At 65.4% G+C, this 24015-nt stretch carries 2 protein-coding genes (1 of these 2 running past the window's edge); both read left to right on the plus strand.

The window, feature by feature from the left end; genetic code table 11:
* Entirely contained in the window at positions 1-12066 is a 12066-nt protein-coding gene (locus tag AC5Y42_RS09805) for an amino acid adenylation domain-containing protein (RefSeq protein WP_499898107.1), read from the plus strand.
* Positions 12063-24015, plus strand: partial view of a non-ribosomal peptide synthase/polyketide synthase gene (locus AC5Y42_RS09810; RefSeq protein WP_499897726.1) — the start only. Its footprint extends 15278 nt past the window's final position; only the first 11953 of its 27231 coding nucleotides appear in the window; the start codon lies at positions 12063-12065; its stop codon lies beyond the right edge, outside the window. The genes AC5Y42_RS09805 and AC5Y42_RS09810 overlap by 4 nt, the downstream gene beginning before the upstream one ends.

A 24015-nucleotide genomic window follows, 5' to 3' on the forward strand; every position in this document is an offset into this window, starting at 1 on the left:
ATGGAGTGCGGCGCAGGACTTCCGCTGACGCGCGGACAGTTGGACATTTGGCTCGCGCAGGAGACGGGCCAATCCGGCACGGAGTGGCAACTCGGCCTATTCGTGAGAATAGCGGGTGCCGTAGAACGTGATCCGCTCGAGTGGACGATCCGCCGAGTGATACAAGAGGCCGAACCGGTCAGGGCCGCAGTCTTCGAGGTCGATGGGCAAGTTTTTCAAAAAGCAGTCGATTATCCGGATGTCCAGCTGGAATTCTGGGACCTGACCGTCTCCCGCGAGCCGGTGCAGGAAGCCCAGCGGCTAGCAGCATCGATCCAACGCACGCCAATGCCGCTCAGCGGCCCCCTGTTCAAATTCGCGTTATTTCAGACGCGGCTCGATGAGTTCTATTTATTCGGGTGCGGCCACCATATAGTCCTCGATGGCTCGGGCATTGCGTTGGTCGGTCATCGGATTGCGACCGTATATTCTGCAATTGTTTCCGGCTCGCCCATCCCCCCTGCCGTCTTCGGCTCATTGCAGGATTTAGTTGATTCTGAATTTGAATACGAAGCGTCAAACGATTATCTCAAAGATCAGGAGTATTGGAATAGGAATTTGCCGGCCGAGCGGGGACCGTATTATCGGTCCCCGGAGGGCGCGGCTGACGGCGATTCGTATTGGCCGTCTGCGCCGGTTCGATTGGACCCGGTAGTCCTTCGCCGAGTCGAAGAGTTATCTCGCATCTGGAATGTGCCTCGGTCATCGGTCATCACCGCGGCGTGCGCACTGTTGGTGCGGGCGTGGAGTTCCGAGGGTTCGGAGGTGGCGCTCGACTTTCCGGTGACCAGGCGAGTTCATCCGGAGTCAAAAACTCTTCCCGGGATGGTTGCCGGGGTCGTGCCGTTGGTGTTGACGGTGTCGCCTGGAACCACAGTGACCGAATTTTGTGCCCATGTTGACGCCCGAATACGAGAAGCGCTGCAACATCAGCGGTTTCCCGTGCACGCTCTTGAGCGCAAGGCCCGCTCGCGCGGCGCAGCGCAGCCACCCGATCGGGTAAGCGTCAATTTCCTGCCGGCCGCATTCACTCTCGATTTCGGTGGTGTCGCGGCATCGGCATCGTTGACGAACGCCGGTCTCGTGGACGGCTTTGGGCTGATCTTCTCTGGCAGCGGCGACGATCTTTTTCTCAGCACACTGGGTGCTGGGCATCCATTGTCGAATTTCGGTGTCGGCGATTTAGCGAAGCAGTTGGAGTCGGTGTGGGCGACGATGACCGCCGACCCGGGATACCAGTTGTCATCGCTGGATGTGTTGGATGCCGGTGAGCATGCCCGACTGGACGACTGGGGCAACCGGGCGGTATTGACTGCGCCGGCACCTGCCTCGGCGTCGATTCCGGCGCTGTGGGCTGCGCAGGTGGCCCGCACCCCGAAGGCGCTGGCGCTGACCTTCGACGGCCGCTCCATGACTTACCTCGAAGTCGAGGAAGCCGCGAATCGGCTGGCGCATCTGCTGACTGCGCACGGCGCGGGCCCGGGCGAGCATGTGGCGCTGCTGTTTTCCCGATCGGCTGAGGCGATCGTCGCGATCTTGGCGGTGCTCAAGACTGGGGCGGCGTATGTGCCGATGGATTCGACGCTGCCGGCGGCCCGCATTGAGTTCATACTCGCCGATGCCGCGCCGATCGCCGCAATCACCGCGACGGGCCTGCGGCCTCAGTTGGACGGGTGCGATCTGCTGCTCATCGATGCCGATGACGCCCGCATTGGCGCCCAGCCCAGCACGGCTCTCCCGGAACCGAGCCCTGATGACGTCGCCTACCTCATCTACACCTCCGGCACTACCGGTGTTCCCAAGGGTGTCGCCGTCACGCACCACAACGTGACCCAGCTGGTGGAGTCACTGCAGGCCGACCTAAAACCGGTCGGTGACGTGTGGACGCAGTGGCATTCGTTGGCCTTTGACGTTTCGGTGTGGGAGATCTGGGGTGCGCTGCTGCACGGTGGGCGGCTGGTGGTGGTGCCCGACTTGGCAGTGGGTGCGCCGGACGACTTCCACGCCTTACTGGTCGCTGAAAAAGTCGGCGTTCTGAGCCAAACCCCTTCTGCCGTAGGGATGTTGTCGCCGCATGGCTTGGACTCGATGGCGTTGGTGGTGGCTGGCGAGGATTGCCCGGCCGAGGTGGTGGACCGGTGGGCGCCTGGGCGGGTGATGATCAACGCCTATGGCCCGACCGAGGCCACGGTGTATGCAGCGATGACCGCGCCGTTGACGGCCGGGTCGGGTGTGGTGCCGATTGGCTCGCCGGTGAGCGGCGCGGCATTGTTTGTGCTGGACGTGTGGTTGCGCCCGGTGCCGGCCGGTGTGGTCGCCGAGTTGTATGTTGCCGGCGCCGGGGTGGGTTGCGGTTATTGGCGTCGCCCCAGTTTGACGGCATCGCGATTTGTGGCTTGCCCGTTTGGGATTCCGGGGGCGCGGATGTACCGCACCGGGGATCTGGTGTATTGGGACACCGGGGGGCAACTGCAGTACCTCGGGCGCGCCGATGAGCAGGTCAAGATCCGGGGGTATCGCATCGAGCTCGGTGAGGTGCGCGCGGCGCTGGCCGAGTTGGACGGGGTAGAGCAGGCGGTGGTGATCGCCCGGGAGGACCGCCCCGGCGACAAGCGTCTGGTGGGCTATGTCATCGGCACAGCGGATGCCGCGGAGCTGCGGGTCGCACTGGCCGAGCGGCTTCCGTCATACATGGTGCCTTCCGCGGTAGTAGCGCTGGAGGCGCTGCCGTTAACACCGAATGGCAAGCTCGACAAGCGCGCTCTGCCCGCACCGGAGTATGGGGACGTTGATCATTACCGCCCCCCGGCCAACGCGGTTGAGGAAATTCTGGCCGGCATCTTCGCCCGGGTGCTCGATGTGCCGCGCGTCGGTGTGGATGACTCGTTTTTCGACCTGGGCGGGGATTCGCTTCTCGCGATGCGGGTGGTCGCAGCGGTCAACACCGGCCTGAATGCCGCTCTTTCGGCGCGCGCCTTATTTGAGGCCCCCACGGTTGCCCAGTTGGCGCCCCGCATCACTGAGGGGCCGGGCGGGCTGCCGCGGCTGACACCGGTTGAGCGGCCCGAAGTGGTGCCATTGTCGTTTGCTCAGCAGCGGTTGTGGTTCCTCGACCGGTTCGAGGGCGGGGCCGCGACCTACAACATGCCGGCCGCTTTTCGGATCAGCGGGCCAGTGGCCGTCGACGCGCTGCGTGCGGCGCTGGCCGATGTGGTGGGCCGCCATGAGACCCTGCGCACCGTCTTCCCGGCGGTTGACGGGACACCCCGGCAAGTTGTGATTCCCGCCGAACGCGCCGATTTCGGTTGGGACGTTGTCGATGCGACCGGATGGTCGGAAAGCCGACTGGATGAGGCGGTTAGCACCGCGGTACGTTACAGCTTCGACTTGGCGACCGAGATTCCCTTGCGGGCATGGCTTTTCCGTGTCGGCGATGACGAGCACGTACTGGTGGCCGTGGTGCACCATATCGCCGGCGACGGTTGGTCGATTAGCCCTCTGGTGCGTGATCTGAGTACGGCCTATACCAGCCGGTGTGCCGGGCAAGCCCCCGGTTGGACGCCGTTACCTGTCCAGTATGCCGATTACACACTGTGGCAGCGTGCGCAGTTCGGTGATCTGGCCGATAGCGAGAGTCCGATTGCTGCTCAGCTGGCCTACTGGGAGCAGACCCTGGCCGGGCTGCCCGAGCACCTACGATTGCCCACCGACCGGCCCTACCCGCCGATTGCTGACTACCACGGCGCCAGCGTGGTCGTGGACTGGCCCGCCGAGCTACAGCAGCGGGTCGCAGCGGTGGCCCGCCAACACAACACGACTGGCTTCATGGTGATACAGGCCGCTCTGGCGGCGCTGCTGGGCAAGCTCAGCGGGAGCCCTGATGTGGCGGTGGGGTTCCCGGTTGCAGGGCGTCGTGACCCTGCGCTGGACGAGCTGGTGGGGTTCTTCGTCAATACGTTGGTCTTACGTGTCGATCTGGCTGGGGACCCCACCGTCACGCAGCTGCTGGCCCAAGTGCGGGCGCGCAGTTTGGAGGCGTTCGAGCACCAGGATGTGCCGTTCGAGGTCCTGGTTGATCGGCTCAACCCCACCCGAAGCCTGACTCATCACCCATTGGTTCAGGTGGTATTTGCTTGGCAGAACTTCCCTGGGCAAGACACCGACCCCTTGCGCCGGGTGAGTTTTGAGGATCTGCAGGTCGCACCGATGGCGGTGGACACCCAAGCCGCCCGTACGGATTTGGTGTTGTTCCTCGGCGAACGTTGGGGCGAAACCGGTGAACCTGTCGGGATTTACGGGGTGGTGGAATTTCGGACCGACGTTTTCGACGCGGGCAGAATCGAAGCGTTGATTGAGCGGCTGCGGCGGATGTTGGTGGGGATGACCGCCGATCCCGGTCGACGGCTCTCGTCGATAGACCTGCTCGATGCCGATGAGCGCGCCCGGCTGGATGAGTGGGGCAACCGGGCGGTCTTGACCCGGCGCGCTTCACCGCCGGTGTCGATTCCGGCGTTGTTCGCCGCGCAGACGGCGCGCGCCCCGGAGGCAGTTGCGCTGGTTTTCGAGGGCCAGTCGATGACTTATCGCGGGTTGGATGAGGCCTCCAACCGGTTGGCGCACCTGTTGGCGGGCCACGGAGTGGGTCCGGGACAGTCTGTGGCGCTTCTGTTTTCGCGTTCCGCCCAGGCGATCGTGGCGATGTTGGCGGTTTTGAAGACCGGGGCGGCCTATGTGCCAATGGACCCGGCGCATCCCGAAGCCAGGATCACATTCATCATCGAGGACGCCGCGGCGATGGCCGCGGTCACCACAACCGCACTGGCCGAACGGTTGCATGGGTATGACCTGACGGTCATCGACATTGATGACCCCGCGGTCAGCAATCAGCGCAGCACCGCGTTGCCGGCACCGGCGGCCGATGACATCGCTTACGTGATCTACACCTCGGGTACTACCGGCCTGCCCAAGGGGGTGGCGGTCACTCACCACAACGCGACCCAAATGCTGGCGTCGCCGGATCTCGTCGTGCCCCAAGCGGGAGTGCGGCCGCAGTGCCACACCTTGGCCTTCGACACCTCGGTGTGGGAGATCTTCGGTTCCCTGGTGCAGGGTGGACGACTGGTGGTGGTGCCCGAGTCGGTCGCGCGTTCGCCAGAAGACTTGCATGCGTTGCTGGTTAGCGAAGGCGTCAGCATGTTCGCCCAGACGCCGTCTGCGGTGGCGGCGTTGTCGCCAGAGGGGTTGGAGTCGGCGACGTTGTTCGTTGCCGGTGAGCCCTGCCCGGCCGAGGTGGTCAATCGGTGGGCGCCGGGCCGGGTGATGCGCAATGCCTACGGCCCGACCGAGACGACGATGGTGGTGGCGATCAGTGCGCCGTTGCGGCCGGGTCCAGGTGTCGTGCCGATCGGGTCGCCCATACCCGGGGCGGCGTTGTTTGTGCTCGATCAATGGTTGCGTCCGGTGCCCGCTGGTGTGGCGGGTGAATTATATGTGGCCGGCGCAGGGGTGGCCTGTGGGTATGTACGCCGCAGTGTGCTGACGGCGTCGCGGTTTGTGGCGTGCCCGTTCGGGGGCGCGGAGGCGCCCGGAAGACGTATGTATCGCACCGGGGATCTGGTGTGTTGGCGCTCCGACGGGCAGTTGGACTACTTCGGGCGTGCCGACGAACAGGTCAAGATCCGCGGCTACCGCATCGAACTCGGCGAGATCGAGGCCGCGTTGGCGGCGCATCCTCGCGTGGGGCAGGCGGTGGTCGTCGCTCAGACGGACACGCGAACAGCGGGTGGCGGCGAGGAGCCGAGCAACAAACAGTTGGTGGGCTATGTGGTGCTGGATCAGGAGATGATCCTGGTCCGCGAGCCCGGGCGAGAAACGAAGCTCGTTCAGCAGTGGCAGGAACTTTATGGGGGCCTCTATTCGGGGTTGGCGTCGACGACGGACGCCCCGGTTGCGTTGGGAGACGAGTTCGCAGGCTGGGACAGCAGTTATACCGGCAGCCCGATTCCGCTTGAGGAGATGCGGGAATGGCGCGCTGCTGCGGTGGATCGAATTCGTGGGTTGCGTGGGGCGCGGGTGCTCGAGATCGGCGTCGGTTCCGGGCTGTTGCTTGCGCGGTTGGCACCCGAGTGCGTCGAGTATTGGGGCACGGATTTCGCCGCGCCGACAATCCAGACGTTGCAGGCGGCGCTGGCCGGGCAGTCGTGGGGTGATCGGGTGCGGTTGCGGGTGCAGCCGGCCGACGTGGCCGACGGCTTACCGGAAGGGCATTTCGATGTCGTGGTCCTCAACTCGGTAGCCCAGTACTTCCCGAGCGCGGGGTATCTGCTTGATGTGCTGGCAGTAGCGATGCGATTGCTGGCACCGGGCGGGGCGTTGTTCATCGGCGATGTGCGCAACCTGTCGTTGTTGCGAGCGTTTACCACCGGTGTGGTGTGCGCTGATCCGATCGATGGCGAGGACAGTGCCGCTGTCGTGGCCGAGCGGGTGCGCCGGGAAATGCATGCCGAGCAGGAACTGCTATTGGCGCCGGAATTTTTCGCGGCTTTGCCGCAGCGCCTTCCCGACATCGGCGCGGTCGAAGTCCAGCTCAAGCAGATGCAGGCGGTCAACGAACTCAGCGGTTACCGATACGACGTGGTGCTGCGTAAGGCGCCGGTACCGGTGCGTTCCCTTAGAGACCTACCGTCGCAACCGTGGCAACAGTTTGGAAGCTTGGCCGGGCTGGCCGAGTATCTGCAGTCACAGGAGCTGCCGGAATTGCGCGTAACCGGGGTGCCGCACAGCGGGATCTGGTCTGAGGTGGCGCTGGCGCGAGCGCTGGCTCCATCCAGCGGCCGCGTGCCGATCAGCGAATTGCGCGCGGGCCTGTCCGCACCCGATGGGGTATTGCCGCACGAATGTCATGGACTGGGCCAAGAACTCGGATATGCGACGGCGGTGACATGGTCGCCGACTCCTGGCCTGGTGGATCTGATCTTCACCCACCCCGCTGCACCAACCAACGGCTCGGGGCCGACGGCACTGTCGGATCTGTACCTGCCCGCCACGCCGGTCGGTTCACTGGCCGGGTATGTCAACGACCCGGCGGCGATCGAGCGAGTCACCGAACTGCGTCGCTTTGTGGCCGAAAGGTTGCCGGAGTTCATGGTGCCAGCGGCGGTCATGGTGCTGGAGTCGCTGCCGTTGACGGTCAACGGCAAACTTGATCGCCGAGCCTTGCCGGCACCGGAGTTCGTCAGCGGGGTGGCCTATCGGGCGCCGCGTGATCACCGCGAGCGGACGTTAACCGCACTGTTCGGCGAGGTTCTCGGAGTGACGCGGGTCGGCATCGATGAGTCGTTTTTCGACTTGGGCGGTCATTCACTGTCTGCGACACGGCTGCAAGCGCGGGTGCGGGCTGAACTGGGTGTGGAGGTCCCGATCCGAGCGTTGTTCGACACGCCCACCGTGGCCGGGTTGGCCGCATGGATGAGCGCGCATGACGAGGGACGGGCCGGGACAGCCTTGACAGCGCAGCATCGACCTGCGGCGGTTCCGTTGTCGTATGCGCAGCAGCGGTTGTGGTTTTTGGAGCAGTTGCACGGCCCCTCACCGATTTACAACATGGCTACCGCTTATCGAATCACCGGGACGCTGGATGTCGCGGCATTGGGTGCGGCGTTGGTTGATGTGGTGGGCCGCCACGAGAGTCTGCGCACGCTGTTTGCCGCAGTCGATGGGGTACCTCAACAGGTCGTGGTCCCGGTTGAGCGGGCCGAGGTGGGCTGGGACATCGTTGATGTCAGCGGTTGGTCCGGGGACCGGCTGGGTGAGGCCATCGATGCGGCGGTGCGGTACTCGTTTGACCTGTCGGCCGAGATCCCTTTGCGGGCATGGCTTTTCCGGGTTGGCGACGATGAGCATGTGTTGGTGGCGGTGGCCCACCATATTGCTGCCGATGGCTGGTCGGTGAGCCCGTTGGTGCGGGATCTGGGCGTGGCTTATGCCAGCCGGTGTGTCGGGCAGGCTCCGGGCTGGGCGCCGCTGGCGGTGCAGTATGTCGATTACACGTTGTGGCAGCGTGAGGAACTGGGTGATCTGGCTGATAGCGAGAGCCGCATCACCGCACAGTTGACTTACTGGCAGCAGGCGTTGGCGGGGTTGCCCGAGCGGCTGCAGTTGCCCACCGATCGGCCTTACCCGCCGGTGGCTGATTACCGCGGTGCCAGTGTGGCCGTGGATTGGCCGGCGCAGCTGCAGCAGCAGATTGCCCGGATCGCTGGTGAGCACCAGGCGACCAGTTTCATGGTGGTGCAGGCCGCGTTGGCGGTGTTGTTGTCCAAGCTGAGCGCCAGTTGCGATGTGGCGGTGGGGTTCCCGATCGCCGGGCGGCGCGATCCGGCGCTGGACGAGTTGGTCGGGTTTTTCGTCAACACCTTGGTGTTGCGGGTTGATCTAGCCGATGATCCCACCGTCGCCGAACTGCTGGCCCAGGTGCGCACGCGCAGTCTGGCCGCCTACGAGCATCAAGACGTGCCCTTTGAGGTGCTGGTGGAGCGACTCAACCCCACCCGCAGCCTGACCCATCACCCGTTGGTGCAGGTGTTGTTGGCCTGGCAGAACCTTCCCGCGCAGAGCGCCGATCCTGCCAGCTTCGCCTTGGGTGACCTGGAGCTCGCTCCGCTGTCGCCGGACACCCACACCGCCCGCGTGGACCTGACATTTTCGCTCGCCGAAAACTGGGACGAGGCTGGCAGCCCGACCGGGATTAACGGGACCGTGGAATTTCGTACCGACGTATTTGATGCCGCGAGCATCGAGGTGCTCGTCGGGCGACTGCAGCAGGTGCTGGCGGCGATCACTGCCGAGCCGACTCGGCGGCTGTCGTCGATCGGGCTGCTTGATGCGGTTGAGCAGGCCCGGCTTGATGGGTGGGGCAACCGGGCCGTGTTGACTGCACCGGCGCCCGCCGGGAGGTCAATTCCGGAATTGTTCGCCATCCAAGTGGCGCGCGCCCCGGAGGCGGTGGCGCTGGTCTGCGGCGATTGCACCTGGACCTACCAGGAGCTGGATGAGGCCTCTAACCGGTTGGGGCACTTGCTGCTTGGTCTCGGTGCGGGCCCGGGACAGTGTGTGGCGCTGCTGTTTTCGCGGTCGGCTGAGGCGATCGCGGCGATTCTGGCGGTGCTCAAGACGGGGGCGGGGTATCTGCCGATCGATCCGGCGGTGCCCGCGGCGCGGATGCAGTTCATGGTTGCCGATGCCGCGCCGACCGTCGCGATCAGCACAGCCGGGCTGGCCGGCCGGCTGCACGGGTGCGAGTTGGCCGTCATTGATGTCGACGACCCTCGCATCGATACCCAACCCAGCACGGCGTTGCCGGCGCCGGCCGCCGATGACATCGCCCACATCATCTACACCTCGGGCACGACGGGGATACCCAAGGGGGTGGCCGTCACCCACCGCAACGTGACCCGGCTGTTCGATTCACTGGACGCTGGCTTGGAGCTGGCGCCGGGACAGGTGTGGACACAGTGTCATTCGTTGGCTTTCGACTATTCGGTGTGGGAGATGTGGGGGGCGCTGCTGCACGGTGGGCGCCTGGTGGTGGTGCCCGACGACGTGACGCGCGCCCCAGACGAGTTCCACGCCTTGCTGGTTGCTGAAAAGGTCAGTGTGTTAAGCCAAACCCCTTCTGCGGTGGGTGTGCTTTCCCCGGAAAGGCTGGAATCGGCGGCGTTGGTGGTGGCCGCTGAGCCGTGTCCGGTCGAGGTGGTGGAGCGGTGGGCGCCGGGCCGGGCGATGGTCAACGCTTATGGGCCGACGGAGACCACGGTGTACGCGACGATCAGTGCGCCGCTGACACCAGGGTCGGGGGTGGTGCCGATCGGGTCGCCGGTGCCGGGGGCGGCGTTGTTCGTGCTCGATGCCTGGTTGCGTGCGGTGCCGGCTGGGGTGGCCGGTGAGTTGTATGTGGCCGGGTCGGGGGTCGGTGTCGGGTATGTGCGTCGGCCCGGGTTGACGGCCTCGCGGTTTGTCGCTTGCCCGCTCGGCGGGACCGGGTCGCGGATGTATCGCACCGGGGATCTGGTGTGTTGGCGCGCTGATGGACAGTTGGAGTATTTGGGGCGTGCTGATGAGCAGGTTAAGATCCGCGGCTATCGCATCGAATTGGGCGAAGTGCAAGCGGCGCTCAATGCCCTAGATGGGGTGGTGCAGGCGGTGGTGGTTGCCCGCGAGGACCGCCCCGGCGACAAACGCCTGGTGGGCTACATCACCGGCACCGCCGATCCGGTCGAGTCGCGCGCAGCATTGGCTGAGCGGCTGCCGGCCTACATGATCCCCGCAGCGGTAGTGGCCCTGGACACCTGGCCGTTGACCCCCAACGGCAAACTGGACACCCGCGCGCTGCCGGCGCCGGAGTATCACGAGACCGGCTATCGCGTCCCGGCCACCGCCATCGAGGAGATTCTGGCCGGCATCTATGCGCGGGTGCTGGGGTTGGAGCGGGTCGGGCTCGACGACTCATTCTTCGATCTGGGTGGGGACAGCATTTCGGCGATGCGGCTGGTCGCCGCGGCCAATACCGCTCTGGAGGCGGATCTTTCGGTGCGGTCGGTGTTTGAGGCGCCCACGGTGGCCCAGTTGGCCCCCCGGGTCGGTGGAAGTGAGAGTCGGCGTAAGCCATTGGTGGCCGTCGAGCGGCCGGCGAGAGTTCCGTTGTCGCTTGCCCAGAACCGGTTGTGGTTCCTCGACCAATTGCAGGGCCCCTCACCGGTCTACAACATGCCGGTGGCGTTGCGGTTGAGCGGGGCGCTGGATACCGACGCGTTGGCTGCGGCGCTGGCCGATGTGGTGGGCCGGCACGAGAGTCTGCGCACGTTGTTTCCGGTAGTCGACGGGACACCCCAGCAAGTGGTAATGGCGGCCGACGAGGCCGACTTCGGCTGGCGGGTCGTTGACGCCACTAGTTGGTCGGCAGAGCGGCTGGCTGAGGCGATCAGCATGGCGGTGCGGTACTCGTTCGACTTGACTGCTGAGATCCCGTTGCGGGCAACGCTTTTGCACCTCGGTGACGATGAGCATGTGTTGGTGGCGGTGGCCCACCATATCGCTGCCGATGGCTGGTCGGTCACCCCGTTGGTGCGTGATCTGGGCGTGGCTTACGCCAGCCGGTGTGTCGGGCAGGCGCCTGGCTGGGCGGCGCTACCGGTGCAGTATGTCGATTACACGTTGTGGCAGCGCGAGCAGTTGGGGGATCTCGATGATCCCGGTAGTCCGATCGCCGCGCAGCTGGCCTACTGGCAGCAGGCGTTGGGCGGGGTGCCCGATCGCTTGGTGCTGCCGACCGATCGGCCCTACCCGCCGGTGGCTGATCAGCGCGGCGCCAGTGTGGCCGTGGAGTGGCCGGCGCAGCTGCAGCAGCGGATTGCCCGGGTGGCTGGTGAGCACCAGGCGACCAGTTTCATGGTGGTGCAGGCCGCATTGGCGGTGTTGTTGTCGAAGCTGAGCGCCAGTTCAGATGTGGCGGTGGGGATTGCGATCGCCGGACGTGGTGACCCGGCACTGGATGAGTTGGTGGGATTTTTTGTCAACACCTTGGTGTTGCGGGTTGATCTGTCCGGTGATCCCACCGTCGCTGAGCTGTTGGCCCAGGTGCGCGCGCGCAGCCTGGCCGCTTACGAGCATCAAGACGTGCCCTTCGAGGTTCTGGTGGAGCGGCTCAACCCCAGTAGGTCTCGGAAGCATCACCCGCTGATCCAGGTGATGCTGGGTTGGCAGAACCTTCCCGAGCAACGCGAACCTGCAGCAGGGCTGAGGTTGGGTGATGTCCAGGTCAGCCCGCTGACAGTGGACACCCAAACGGCGCGAATGGATTTGGTAATTTCTTTGGCCGAACGTTTCACCGAGGCCGGGGAGCCTGGCGGGATTGGAGGGGCGGTGGAATTTCGCACCGACATTTTCGACGCACCGAGAATTGAGGCGCTAATCGAGCGGTGGCGGCGGGTGCTGGTGGCGTTGACCGCCGACGCGAAGCGGCGGTCATGACCGCCGACACGGGGCCGCGGCTGTCGTCGATCGATCTGCTCGATGAGGACGAGCAGGCCCAGTTAGATGAGTGGGGCAACCGGGCGGTGTTGGCTGCGCCGGCCACTAGGCGGGTGTCGATTCCGGAGTTGTTCGCTGCGCAGGTGGAGCGCACACCCGACGCGAGGGCGGTGGTCTGCGGCGAGAGTTCGTGGACGTATCGCGAACTGGATGTGGCTGCAAACCGGTTGGCGCACTTGCTGGTTGCACATGGTGTGGGTGCGGGACAGTGTGTCGGGTTGTTGTTGTCGCGGTCGACTGAGGCGATCGTGGCGATTTTGGCGGTTGTGAAGACCGGGGCGGCGTATCTGCCGATCGACCCGGCCGCGCCGGCTGCACGGATGCGGTTCATGCTCGCCGATGCCGCGCCGGTCGTGGTGATCACCACCACCGGGCTGGTCGACCGGCTCGACGGGCATGACGTGTTGGTCATCGACGTGAGCGATCCCACTGCGGCCACGCAACCCAGTACCGCATTGCCGGCGCCGGCGCCCGACGATATTGCCTACCTGATCTACACCTCGGGCACCACCGGGGTGCCCAAGGGGGTGGGCATCACCCACTACAACGTGGTCCAGCTGATAGAGGCGCTGGACGCGGAGCTGTCAGGTCAGGTGTGGACGCAGTGCCATTCGTTGGCCTTCGACTTTTCGGTGTGGGAGATCTGGGGTGCGTTGCTGCGCGGTGGGCGGCTGGTGGTGGTGCCCGAAGCGGTAACGGGCTCCCCGGACGATTTCCACGACCTGCTCGTCGCCGAAAAGGTCAGCGTGCTCACGCAAACCCCGTCTGCCGCGGGAATGCTCTCGCCCGACGGTTTGGGATCGGTGACATTGCTGGTCGGCGGTGAGGCGTGTCCGGTGGCGGTGGTGGATCGGTGGGCGCCGGGGCGGGTGATGATCAACGCCTACGGCCCGACGGAGACCACGGTCTATGCGGCGATCAGTGCGCCGCTGGTAGCGGGGTCCGGAGTGGTGCCGATCGGTGCGCCGGTGGCCGGGGCGGCGTTGTTCGTGCTGGACGAATCGTTGCAGGCGGTGCCGGCCGGTGTTGTCGGCGAGTTGTATGTAGCCGGCACCGGTGTGGGGGTTGGGTATTGGCGCCGCGCGGGGCTGACGTCGTCGCGGTTTGTCGCGTGTCCCTTTGCAGGGTCAGGGGCGCCCGGAACACGCATGTATCGCACCGGCGATTTGGTCTGGTGGCGAGCTGACGGACAGCTGGAGTATTTGGGGCGCGCCGATGAGCAGGTGAAGATCCGCGGGTACCGCATTGAGCTCGGTGAGGTTCAGGCGGCGTTAAGCGCGCTGGATGGAGTGGCCCAGGCGGTGGTCGTTGATCGTGAAGACCGCCCTGGTGATAAACGTCTGGTGGGTTATGTCACCGGCGCAGCAGATCCCGCGCAGATCCGCGCGCGGCTGGCTGAGCGGTTACCGGCCTACATGATTCCGGCGGCGGTGGTGGTGCTAGATAGCCTGCCGTTGACCGTAAATGGCAAACTCGACAAGCGAGCTTTGCCGGTACCGCAGTACCAGGATGCCGATGCTTACCGTGCGCCGGCCACCCCTACCGAGGAGATTCTGGCCGGTATTTATGCCCGGGTGCTGGGGCTGGACCGGGTCGGGGTCGACGACTCATTCTTCGACCTGGGTGGGGATTCACTGTCGGCGATGCGCGTGGTTGTTGCCGCAAACGCCGGCTTGGGTGCCAGCCTTGCGGTGCGCACGCTGTTTGAGGCGCCGACGGTGGCCGAGTTGGCGCCGCGTATCGGCGAAGACGGGGATCGCCGTGCGCCGTTGGTGGCCGGCCCGCGACCGGCGAGGGTCCCGTTGTCGTTTGCTCAGAGCCGGTTGTGGTTTTTGGACCGGTTCGAGGGCGGGGCGGCGACCTACAACATGCCGACGGCGTTTCGGATCAATGGGCCCTTGGATGCCGACGCACTGGACGCGGCGCTCGATGATGTGATCGCTCGCCATGAAGCGCTGCGCACGGTATTTCCCGATGTGGACGGTGTGGCGGTGCAGCAGGTGTTGCCGGCTCAGCCGGGGATGTGGCGGCGCGGCGATGCTGCCGTGGTGGCGGTGGCTGAGCAAGATGTCGCCGGCGAGTTGGTGCGGCTGGCCGGGTATCGGTTTGATCTGGCGAGCGAGATCCCCATTCGTGCCCAGATCTATGCGGTAGGTCCCGAGCAGTATGTGGTGGGGATTGTGGTGCACCACATCGCTTTTGACGGCTGGTCACTGGCTCCGATGGTCCGGGATGTGGGACAGGCGTATGGGGCGCGGCGGCGCAGCCGGGCGCCGGGGTGGCCCGATTTGGCAGTGCAATATGCGGATTACACGCTGTGGCAACAGGATTGGCTTGGGGACGAGTCTGATCCCGCCAGCGTGATTGCTTCGCAGTTGGCCTATTGGCGCCAGGAGTTGGCTGACCTGCCTGAGGTGGTGTCGCTGCCGACCGATCGGGTCCGTCCGGCGGTGCCCAGTTACCGCGGTGATGTGGTGGAGGTTCGCATCGACCCGCAAGTGTGGGCGGGGGTCAAGGCGTTGGCGGGGGCGCATAACGCGACTGCGTCGATGGTGTTGCAGGCGGTGTTGGCGGTGGTGTTGCACCGGGCCGGGGCCGGTGAGGATATTGCGTTGGGCACCCCGATCGCCGGGCGGGTCGATGAGGCGCTGGATGATCTGGTCGGGTTTTTCGTCAACACGTGGGTGCTGCGTGTCGGGCTGACTTCCGCGGACCGGTTTTCCGACGTGCTGGAGCGGGTGCGGGATAAGGCGCTGGATGCCTACAGCAATCAGGATGTGCCGTTCGAGCGCCTCGTTGAACAGCTCAATCCGGTGCGCTCCACGGCGCACCACCCGCTGTTTCAGGTGGGCATGGCCTTCCAGAACAATGCGCGCCCCGAAGTGGCGCTCGGCGGAGTCGGCGTCGAACCGCTGGCCGTTTTCACCCACACATCAAAGTTTGACCTTGATATCCAGCTGAGTGAGGCGCCCGGCGAGGATCCGGGCGCGCCGATGGCTGCCGGGGTGGTGTTGTATGCCACGGATTTGTTTGACCGGTCCAGCATTGAGCGGGTGGTCGGCTGGTTTGGCCGGGTGATCGAGGCGGTAGTCGCTGATGCCTCGGTGGTAGTGGGCCAGGTGTCGTTGCTGAATCGCGGCGAACGAGATCTGTTGCTATCGCGGTGGTCTGGGGTGGACGTGGCGGCGCCGGTGGGGGTGGCGCCGCAGATATTGGCGGCGGCGGTGGCCGCCGATGCGCAGGCGGTGGCTGTGGTCGACGGTGCGCGCAGCGTGTCGTATGGCGAGCTTGATGTGTGGTCGTCGCGGTTGGCGCGGGTGCTGATTGAGGCGGGGGTGGGGCCTGAGCGCGCGGTGGGCGTGGCGATGGATCGGTGTGTGGAGTTGGTGGTGGCCTGGTGGGCCATCGTCAAGGCCGGCGGGATTTATGTGCCGGTGGATGCGGCTCATCCGGTGGAGCGCATCGCCGCGGTGTTGGATGCCGCGGGTGCAGTGTGTGTATTGGCGTGCACTGCAGACACGGTGGCCGGGACCGGGAGTCGCCCGGTGTTTCGCATCGACGAGCTGGATGTCTCGGGGCGCAGTGGTGATCCGATTGCCGATGCGGATCGACTCGCGCCGTTGGGGGTTGACAACGGCGCGTATGTGATTTTCACGTCCGGGTCGACGGGGGTGCCCAAGGGGGTGGCGGTCAGCCATGCCGGGCTGCTGGGGGTGGCTGCGGCGCAACGCGAGCTGCTTGGCCTGGGTGACGATGCGCGGGTGTTGATGGTGGCCGCGCCGACCTTTGATGCCTCGGTGTTTGAAATGTTGTGGGCGGCGGGGGCGGGCGCGGCGGTGGTGGTGGCGCCGCCGGGGGTGTATGCCGGGCAGGCGTTGACCGCGCTGTTGGCGGAGCAACACGTCGGTGCGGCGGTGGTGACGCCGACGGTGTTGGCGTCGCTGGATCGGACCCGGCTCGAAAACCTCGGCACGCTGCTGACGATGGGGGAGGCCTGCCCGGGTGAGTTAATGGCCGCTTGGGCACCGGGCCGGGTGATGATCAATGCTTACGGGCCAACCGAGACCACCATCTGGGCGACCGGTAGTGCGCCGTTGGTGGCGGGGCAGCCGATCGACATTGGTGGCCCGATCGCGGGGGTGCGCCCATGGGTGCTTGATGGGCAGTTGGGCCCGGCGCCGGTGGGGGTGGTCGGTGAGTTGTATGTGGGTGGGCCGGCGGTGGCGCGTGGCTATGTGGGCCGGGCGGGGTTGACCGCGGAACGGTTTGTGGCCAACCCCTTTGGCGGTCTCGGGGCGCGGATGTATCGCACCGGGGACCTGGTGCGCTGGACTGCCGGTGGCCGCCTGCAGTATGTGGGTCGCGCTGATGCGCAGGTCAAGTTGCGCGGGCAGCGCATCGAATTGGGCGAGATCGAAAACACCTTGTTGGCCTGCCCGCAGGTCGCTGGCGCTGCTGCCAGCGTGCACCACAGCGCTACCGGCGCGCAGTTGGTCGCCTACGTAACGCTTGAGGACATCGCCAGCGCCGAGGACGACACCCAGACCGTTGAGGGGTGGCAGCACCTCTATGACGAGTTGTACGGCGCTGAGGCCGCGGCGCCGGGATTCGGCATGGATTTTCGGGGCTGGAACAGCAGCTACACCGAAATGCCGATTCCACTGGAGGAGATGGCCGAGTGGCGCGCGGCCACCGTGGAGCGGATCCGTGCGTTGCATCCGGCGCGGGTGCTGGAGATCGGGGTCGGTTCGGGGTTGGTGCTCTCGCAAGTCGCCCCGCAGTGTGAGCACTATGTCGGCACCGACATGTCGGCGGCGGCGATCACGAGCCTGCAGGCCGCGGCGGCCGCTCAGCCCTGGGGTGAGCGTGTCGAATTGCTTTGCCAGGCCGCCGATGTCATCGAAGCGCTGCCCCACAGTTATTTCGACACAGTCATTATCAACTCGGTCATCCAATATTTCCCTAACGCCACCTATCTGCGCCAAGTCATCGACAACGCCTTGCAGTTGTTGGCCCCGGGTGGCGCGTTGTTCATCGGTGATGTGCGCAACCACAGCCTGCAGAGTGCGTTGCAGACCGGGATCGCGCTCGCCCAAGACGCTAAAGCTGATGCCGACGAGATCCGCCAACGAGCCCAGCGCGCGCTGCTCACTGAGACCGAATTGCTGCTGTCCCCGGAATATTTCACCACGTGGGCCGCCGAGAATTCATCGGTGGCCGGGCTTGAGATGCAAGTCAAACGCGGGGTGGCCGACAACGAACTGACCCGGTACCGCTACGACGTCATCATCTACACCACCCCCACACCGGTGCGCTCACTGGCCGATGCACCGGTCTGGGCATGGACCGATGGCCCGAGCCTGGAGGGGTTGGCGGAGCGGTTGCTAGCCGAACGTCCGGGGGTTGTTCGCGTGACGGGAATTCCGCGTGCTGGGCTGATCGGTGAGGTCTGCACCGACCATGCCCTCGAGGCTGGGCTGGCGCTGGACGACGCGCTTGCCGACGCTGCCGCCGCGACCGCCGGTTCTGTTGTGCCCGAAGACTTGTATCGCATTGGGGACAGCACCGGATATCGGGTCGCAGTGAGCTGGGGTAGCCGGCCAGGCATGTTGGATGCGGTTTTCCTGGCCGCCAACGATGCGGGCCCTCGCATCGCGCTGACTGACTTGTATTTGCCGGTGGTCGAGCACCACGTCATTTACGCCAACGATCCGCAGACCAACTCCAAACTGGGTGCGGTGCGACAGCGGCTGGGCGCGTGGTTGCCTGACTACATGGTGCCGGCTCAGATCGTGGTGCTCGAGGAGTTCCCGCTGACTTCCTCGGGCAAGATCGACCGAAAAGCGCTGCCCGCCCCGATCTTTGCAGCCACGACGTTTCGGGCGCCGCAGAGCCCTACCGAGAAGCTGGTGGCCGAGGTGTTCGCCGAGGTGTTGGGGACGGCCCGGGTCGGTCTTGATGACGACTTCTTCGCCCTGGGCGGGGACTCGCTGATCGCCGCGCGGGTCAGTGGGCGGCTGCAACTGGCGTTGGGCCGCCAAGTGCCGGTGCGGTACCTGTTCGACGCGCCCACTGTCGGGGGTCTGGCCGAGTATCTGCATCGTCATCGTGGCGGTCCCGCCCGCCCGCCGCTGCAGCCGATGCCTCGCCCACAACGGATTCCGTTGTCGTATGCCCAAAACCGGTTGTGGTTCTTGGATCAGTTGCAGGGGCCGTCGCCGATTTACAACATGCCCGTGGCATTGCGGATCAGCGGACCGCTGGATGTTGAGGCGTTAGGTACGGCGTTGGGCGATGTGGTGGCCCGCCATGAGAGTCTGCGCACTCTGATTGCCGCAGTCGATGGGGTACCTCAACAGGTCGTGGTCCCGGTTGAGCGGGCCGAGGTGGGTTGGCAGGTCGTTGATGCCGCTGATTGGCCGTCGGAGCGGCTGGGTGAGGCCATTGACGCGGCTGTGCGCTACTCGTTTGTTTTGTCGGCCGAGATCCCTTTGCGGGTACGGCTTTTCCGCCTCGCCGACGACGAGCATGTGTTGGTGGCGGTAGTGCATCATATCGCCGCCGATGGCTGGTCGGTCACCCCTTTGGTGCGGGATCTGGGGGTGGCCTATGGCAGCCGGTGTGTCGGTCAGGCCCCCGACTGGGCGCCGCTACCGGCGCAATATGTCGACTACACGCTGTGGCAGCGTGAACACCTCGGTGACCTGGCCGCCAGCGACAGCCCGATCGCCGCCCAGGTGGCCTACTGGCAGCAGGCGTTGGCCGGGCTGCCCGAGCGCTTGCAGTTGCCCACCGATCGGCCCTACCCGCCGGTGGCGGATTACCGCGGTGCCAGTGTGGCCGTGGATTGGCCAGCACAGGTGCAGCAGCAGGTCGGCCGAGTCGCCGGTGAGTACAACTCCACCAGCTTCATGGTGATCCAGGCCGCGCTAACTGTGCTGTTGTCCAAGCTCAGCGCCAGTTCTGATGTGGCACTAGGCATCGCAATCGCCGGGCGCGGCGACCCCGCGCTCGACGACCTTGTGGGCTTCTTCGTCAACACCCTGGTGCTGCGGGTTGATCTATCCGGTGACCCCACCGTCGCTGAGCTGCTGGCCCAGATACGATCGCGCAGCCTCACCGCCTACGAACACCAAGACGTGCCCTTCGAGATCCTCGTCGAGCGCCTGAACCCCACCCGAAGCCTGAGCCACCATCCGCTGATCCAAGTGCTGCTTGCCTGGCAGAACTCCGACTGGCAGGACAGTAACGCCGCCGGGATGGCCCTGGGTGGCCTCCAGGTGTCTCCGTTGGGGACTGATACCTCCACGGCCCGTATGGATTTGGCGTTTTCGCTGGGTGAACGCTTTACCGATGCGGGTGAGCCTGCTGGGATCGGTGGGACGGTCGAGTTCCGAACCGACGTGTTTGACGCCGACAGCATCCAGACACTGATCGGGCGGCTGCAGCGGGTGTTGCTGGCGATCACCGCTGAGCCGACTCGGCGGTTGTCGTCGGTCGATCTGCTTGATGCGGTTGAGCAGGCCCGGCTTGATGGGTGGGGCAACCGGGCGGTGCTGACTGCGCCGGCACCCACCGAGGCGTCGATTCCGGAGTTGTTTGCGATCCAAGTGGCGCGCGCCCCGGAGGCGGTGGCTCTAGTCTGCGGCGACTGCATCTGGACCTACCATGAACTGGATGAGGCCTCTAACCGCTTGGCGCACTTGCTGATTGGTCTCGGTGTTGGTCCAGGACAATATGTGGCGCTGCTGTTTTCGCGGTCGGCTGAGGCGATCGCGGCGATTCTGGCGGTGCTCAAGACCGGGGCGGGGTATCTGCCGATCGATCCGGCGGTGCCCGCGGCGCGGATGCAGTTCATGGTTGATGATGCCGCGCCGACCGCGGTGATCACCACTGCCGGTCTAAAGTCACGGCTCGACGAGTGCGAGTTGGCCGTCATTGATGTCGACGATCCTCGCATCGATGCCCAATCCAGCACGGCGTTGCCGGCGCCGGCTGCCGATGACATCGCCTACATCATCTACACCTCGGGCACGACGGGCACCCCTAAGGGGGTGGCGGTCACCCACCGCAACGTGAGCCGGCTATTTGACTCACTGGATGTGGGTTGGGAGTTGGCCCCAGAACAGGTGTGGTCGCAGTGTCATTCGTTGGCTTTCGACTATTCGGTGTGGGAGATGTGGGGGGCGCTGCTGCACGGTGGGCGCCTGGTGGTGGTGCCCGACGAGGTGACGCGCTCCCCGAAGGACTTTCAGGACCTGTTGGTTGCTGAAAAAGTCAGCGTATTAAGCCAAACACCCTCGGCGGTGGGTGTGCTTTCCCCGGAAACGTTGGAATTGGCGGCGTTGGTGGTGGCCGCTGAGCCGTGTCCGGTCGAGGTGGTGGAGCGGTGGGCGCCGGGCCGGGTGATGGTTAATGGTTACGGTCCGACGGAGACCACGGTGTACGCGGCGATCAGTGCGCCGCTGACACCAGGGTCGGGGGTGGTGCCGATCGGGTCGCCGAGGCCGGGGGCGGCGTTGTTCGTGCTCGATGCCTGGTTGCGTGCGGTGCCGGCTGGGGTGGCCGGTGAGTTGTATGTGGCCGGGTCGGGGGTCGGTGTCGGGTATGTGCGTCGGCCCGGGTTGACGGCCTCGCGGTTTGTCGCTTGCCCGCTCGGCGGGACCGGGTCGCGGATGTATCGCACCGGGGATCTGGTGTGTTGGCGCGCTGATGGACAGTTGGAGTATTTGGGGCGTGCTGATGAGCAGGTTAAGATCCGCGGCTATCGCATCGAATTGGGCGAAGTGCAAGCGGCGCTCAATGCCCTAGATGGGGTGGCGCAGGCGGTGGTGGTTGCCCGCGAGGACCGCCCCGGCGACAAACGCCTGGTGGGCTACATCACCGGCACCGCCGATCCGGTCGAGTCGCGCGCAGCATTGGCTGAGCGGCTGCCGGCCTACATGATCCCCGCAGCGGTGGTGGCCCTTGACGCGGTGCCGTTGACGGTCAACGGCAAGGTCGATACCCGCGCGCTGCCGGCACCGGAATACATCGCGACGCAGTATCGCGCGCCGGAGACCCCCACTGAAGAAACCCTGGCCGACATCTACGCCCAGATCCTGGGATTGGAGCGGGTTGGGCTCGACGACTCATTCTTCGATCTGGGTGGGGACAGCATTTCGGCGATGCGGTTGATCGCCGCGGCCAATACCGCTCTGGAGGCGGATCTTTCGGTGCGGTCGGTGTTTGAGGCGCCCACGGTGGCCCAGTTGGCCCCCCGGGTCGGTGGAAGTGAGGGTCGGCGTAAGCCGTTGGTGGCCGTCGAGCGGCCGGCAACGGTTCCATTGTCGTTTGCCCAGAACCGGTTGTGGTTCCTCGACCAGTTGCACGGGCCGTCGCCGGTCTACAACCTGGCGGTGGCGTTGCGGTTGAGCGGGGCGCTGGATACCGACGCGTTGGCTGCGGCGCTGGCCGATGTGGTGGGTCGCCAGGAGAGCCTGCGCACTCGGTTTGTCGCGGCCGATGGCGTACCTCAGCAGGTGGTGGTTCCCGTTGAGCGGGCCGACTTCGGTTGGCGGGTCATCGATACCAGCGGCTGGCCGGCAGAGTCGCTCGGTGCGGCCATCGAAGCGACGGTGCGCTACACGTTTGACTTGTCAGCCGAGATCCCCTTGCGGACAACGCTTTACCGCCTCGGCGATGATGAGCATGTGTTGGTGGCGGTGGCCCATCATATCGCCGCTGATGGCTGGTCGATCACCCCGTTGGTGCGTGATCTGGGCGTGGCCTATGCCAGCCGTTGCGTCGGTCAGGCGCCTGGCTGGGCGCCGCTTCCGGTGCAGTATGTCGATTACACGTTGTGGCAGCGCGAACAGCTAGGGGACCTTGAGGATCCCGACAGTCGCATCGCTGCGCAGCTGGCCTACTGGGAGCAGGCGTTGGCGGGGTTGCCCGAGCGGCTGCAGTTGCCCACCGATCGGCCCTACCCGCCGATAGCTGATTACCGCGGTGCCAGTGTGGCCGTGGATTGGCCGGCGCAGCTGCAGCAGCAGATTGCCCGGATCGCTGGTGAGCACCAGGCGACCAGTTTCATGGTGGTGCAGGCCGCGTTGGCGGTGTTGTTGTCCAAGCTGAGCGCCAGTTGCGATGTGGCGGTGGGGTTCCCGATCGCCGGGCGCGGCGACGCGGCACTGGATGGGTTGGTGGGGTATTTCGTCAACACCTTGGTGTTGCGGGTTGAATTAGCCGGTGATCCCACCATCGCCGAACTGCTGGCCCAGATACGATCGCGCAGCCTGGCCGCCTACGAGCATCAAGACGTGCCCTTTGAAGCGTTGGTGGAGCGGCTCAACCCCACCCGAAGCCTGACTCACCACCCGCTGATCCAGGTGTTGTTGGCCTGGCAGAACTTCGCCGGACAAGACACCGGCCCCGCCGCCAACCCAAGCCTGGGCGATGTCCACGTCAGCCCTTTGACGGTGGACACCCAAACGGCGCGCATGGATCTGACATTTTCGCTGGCCGAACATTTCACCGCCGCCGGTGAGCCCGCCGGGATTCGGGGAGCAGTGGAGTTTCGTACCGACGTGTTCGATGCGACGAGCATCGATGCGCTCATCGAACGGCTACTGCGGGTGCTGGTGGCGATCACCGCCGCGCCCATCCGGCGGCTGTCGTCGATCGATCTGCTCGATGAGGGCGAGCACACCCGGCTAGACGAATGGGGCAACCGGGCGGCATTGACCCAGCCGACCACCGCGATTTCAGTACCAGCGTTGTTCTCGGCGCAGGTCGCGCGTGTCCCAGAGGCGACTGCGCTGACGTTTGAAGGCCGCTCCGTCAGTTACCGGGAGCTGGACGATGCCGCCAACCGGTTGGCGCACTTGCTGGTTGGTCATGGTGTGGGCCCCGGCCAGTATGTCGCACTGCTGTTTTCACGGTCGGTCGAGGCGATCACCGCAATACTGGCCGTCCTCAAAACCGGGGCGGCTTATCTGCCGATCGACCCGGTGGTACCGGCAGCGCGAATGCAGTTCATGCTCGCAGATTCTGCGCCGATCGCGGCGATCACCACCGCGGGTCTGCGGTCGCGGCTCGACGGGTGTGACCTGCCGATCATCGATGTCGACGACACCCACATTGACACCCAACCCAGCACAGCACTACCTGCGCCACGCCCCGACGATGTCGCCTACATCATCTACACCTCAGGCACTACCGGTGTCCCCAAAGGGGTGGCCGTTACCCATCGCAATGTGACTCAGCTGCTGGAGTCAGTGAACGCCGACTTGGCATCGGAACAGGTGTGGACGCAATGGCACTCGTTGGCTTTCGACGTTTCAGTCTGGGAAATGTGGGGTGCGTTGCTGCGCGGCGGCCGGCTAGTGATTGTGCCCGAGTCGGTGGCCCGTTCGCCGGAAGAGTTTTATGCGTTGCTGGCTGCCGAACAAGTCAGCATCTTAAGCCAGACCCCCTCTGCGTTTTATGCGCTGCAAACCGCCGACGGGCTGACGCCGGAGCTGAGAGAACAGCTCAAGCTTCGGACCGTGGTCTTCGCCGGCGAAGCGCTGGAGCCACAGCGCCTTGGGATGTGGGTGCACCATCACCCGAAATCCCCCCGCCTCATCAACATGTACGGCACGACCGAGACGACGGTGCATGCTTCGTTCCGGGAGATCGTCGAGTCGGATATCGACAGCCATGCCAGTCCCATCGGAGTGCCGTTGGCGCATCTTGCCTTTTTTGTGCTGGATGGCTGGCTGCGCCCAACTCCGGTTGGAGTGGTCGGTGAGTTGTATGTGGCCGGTTCTGGGGTGGGATATGGATATGTGCGCCGCGGTCCGTTGACGTCGTCGCGCTTTGTGGCCTGCCCCTTCGGCGGGCCGGGCGCGCAGATGTATCGCACCG

The organism is Mycobacterium sp. NGS48, assembly GCF_059812585.1.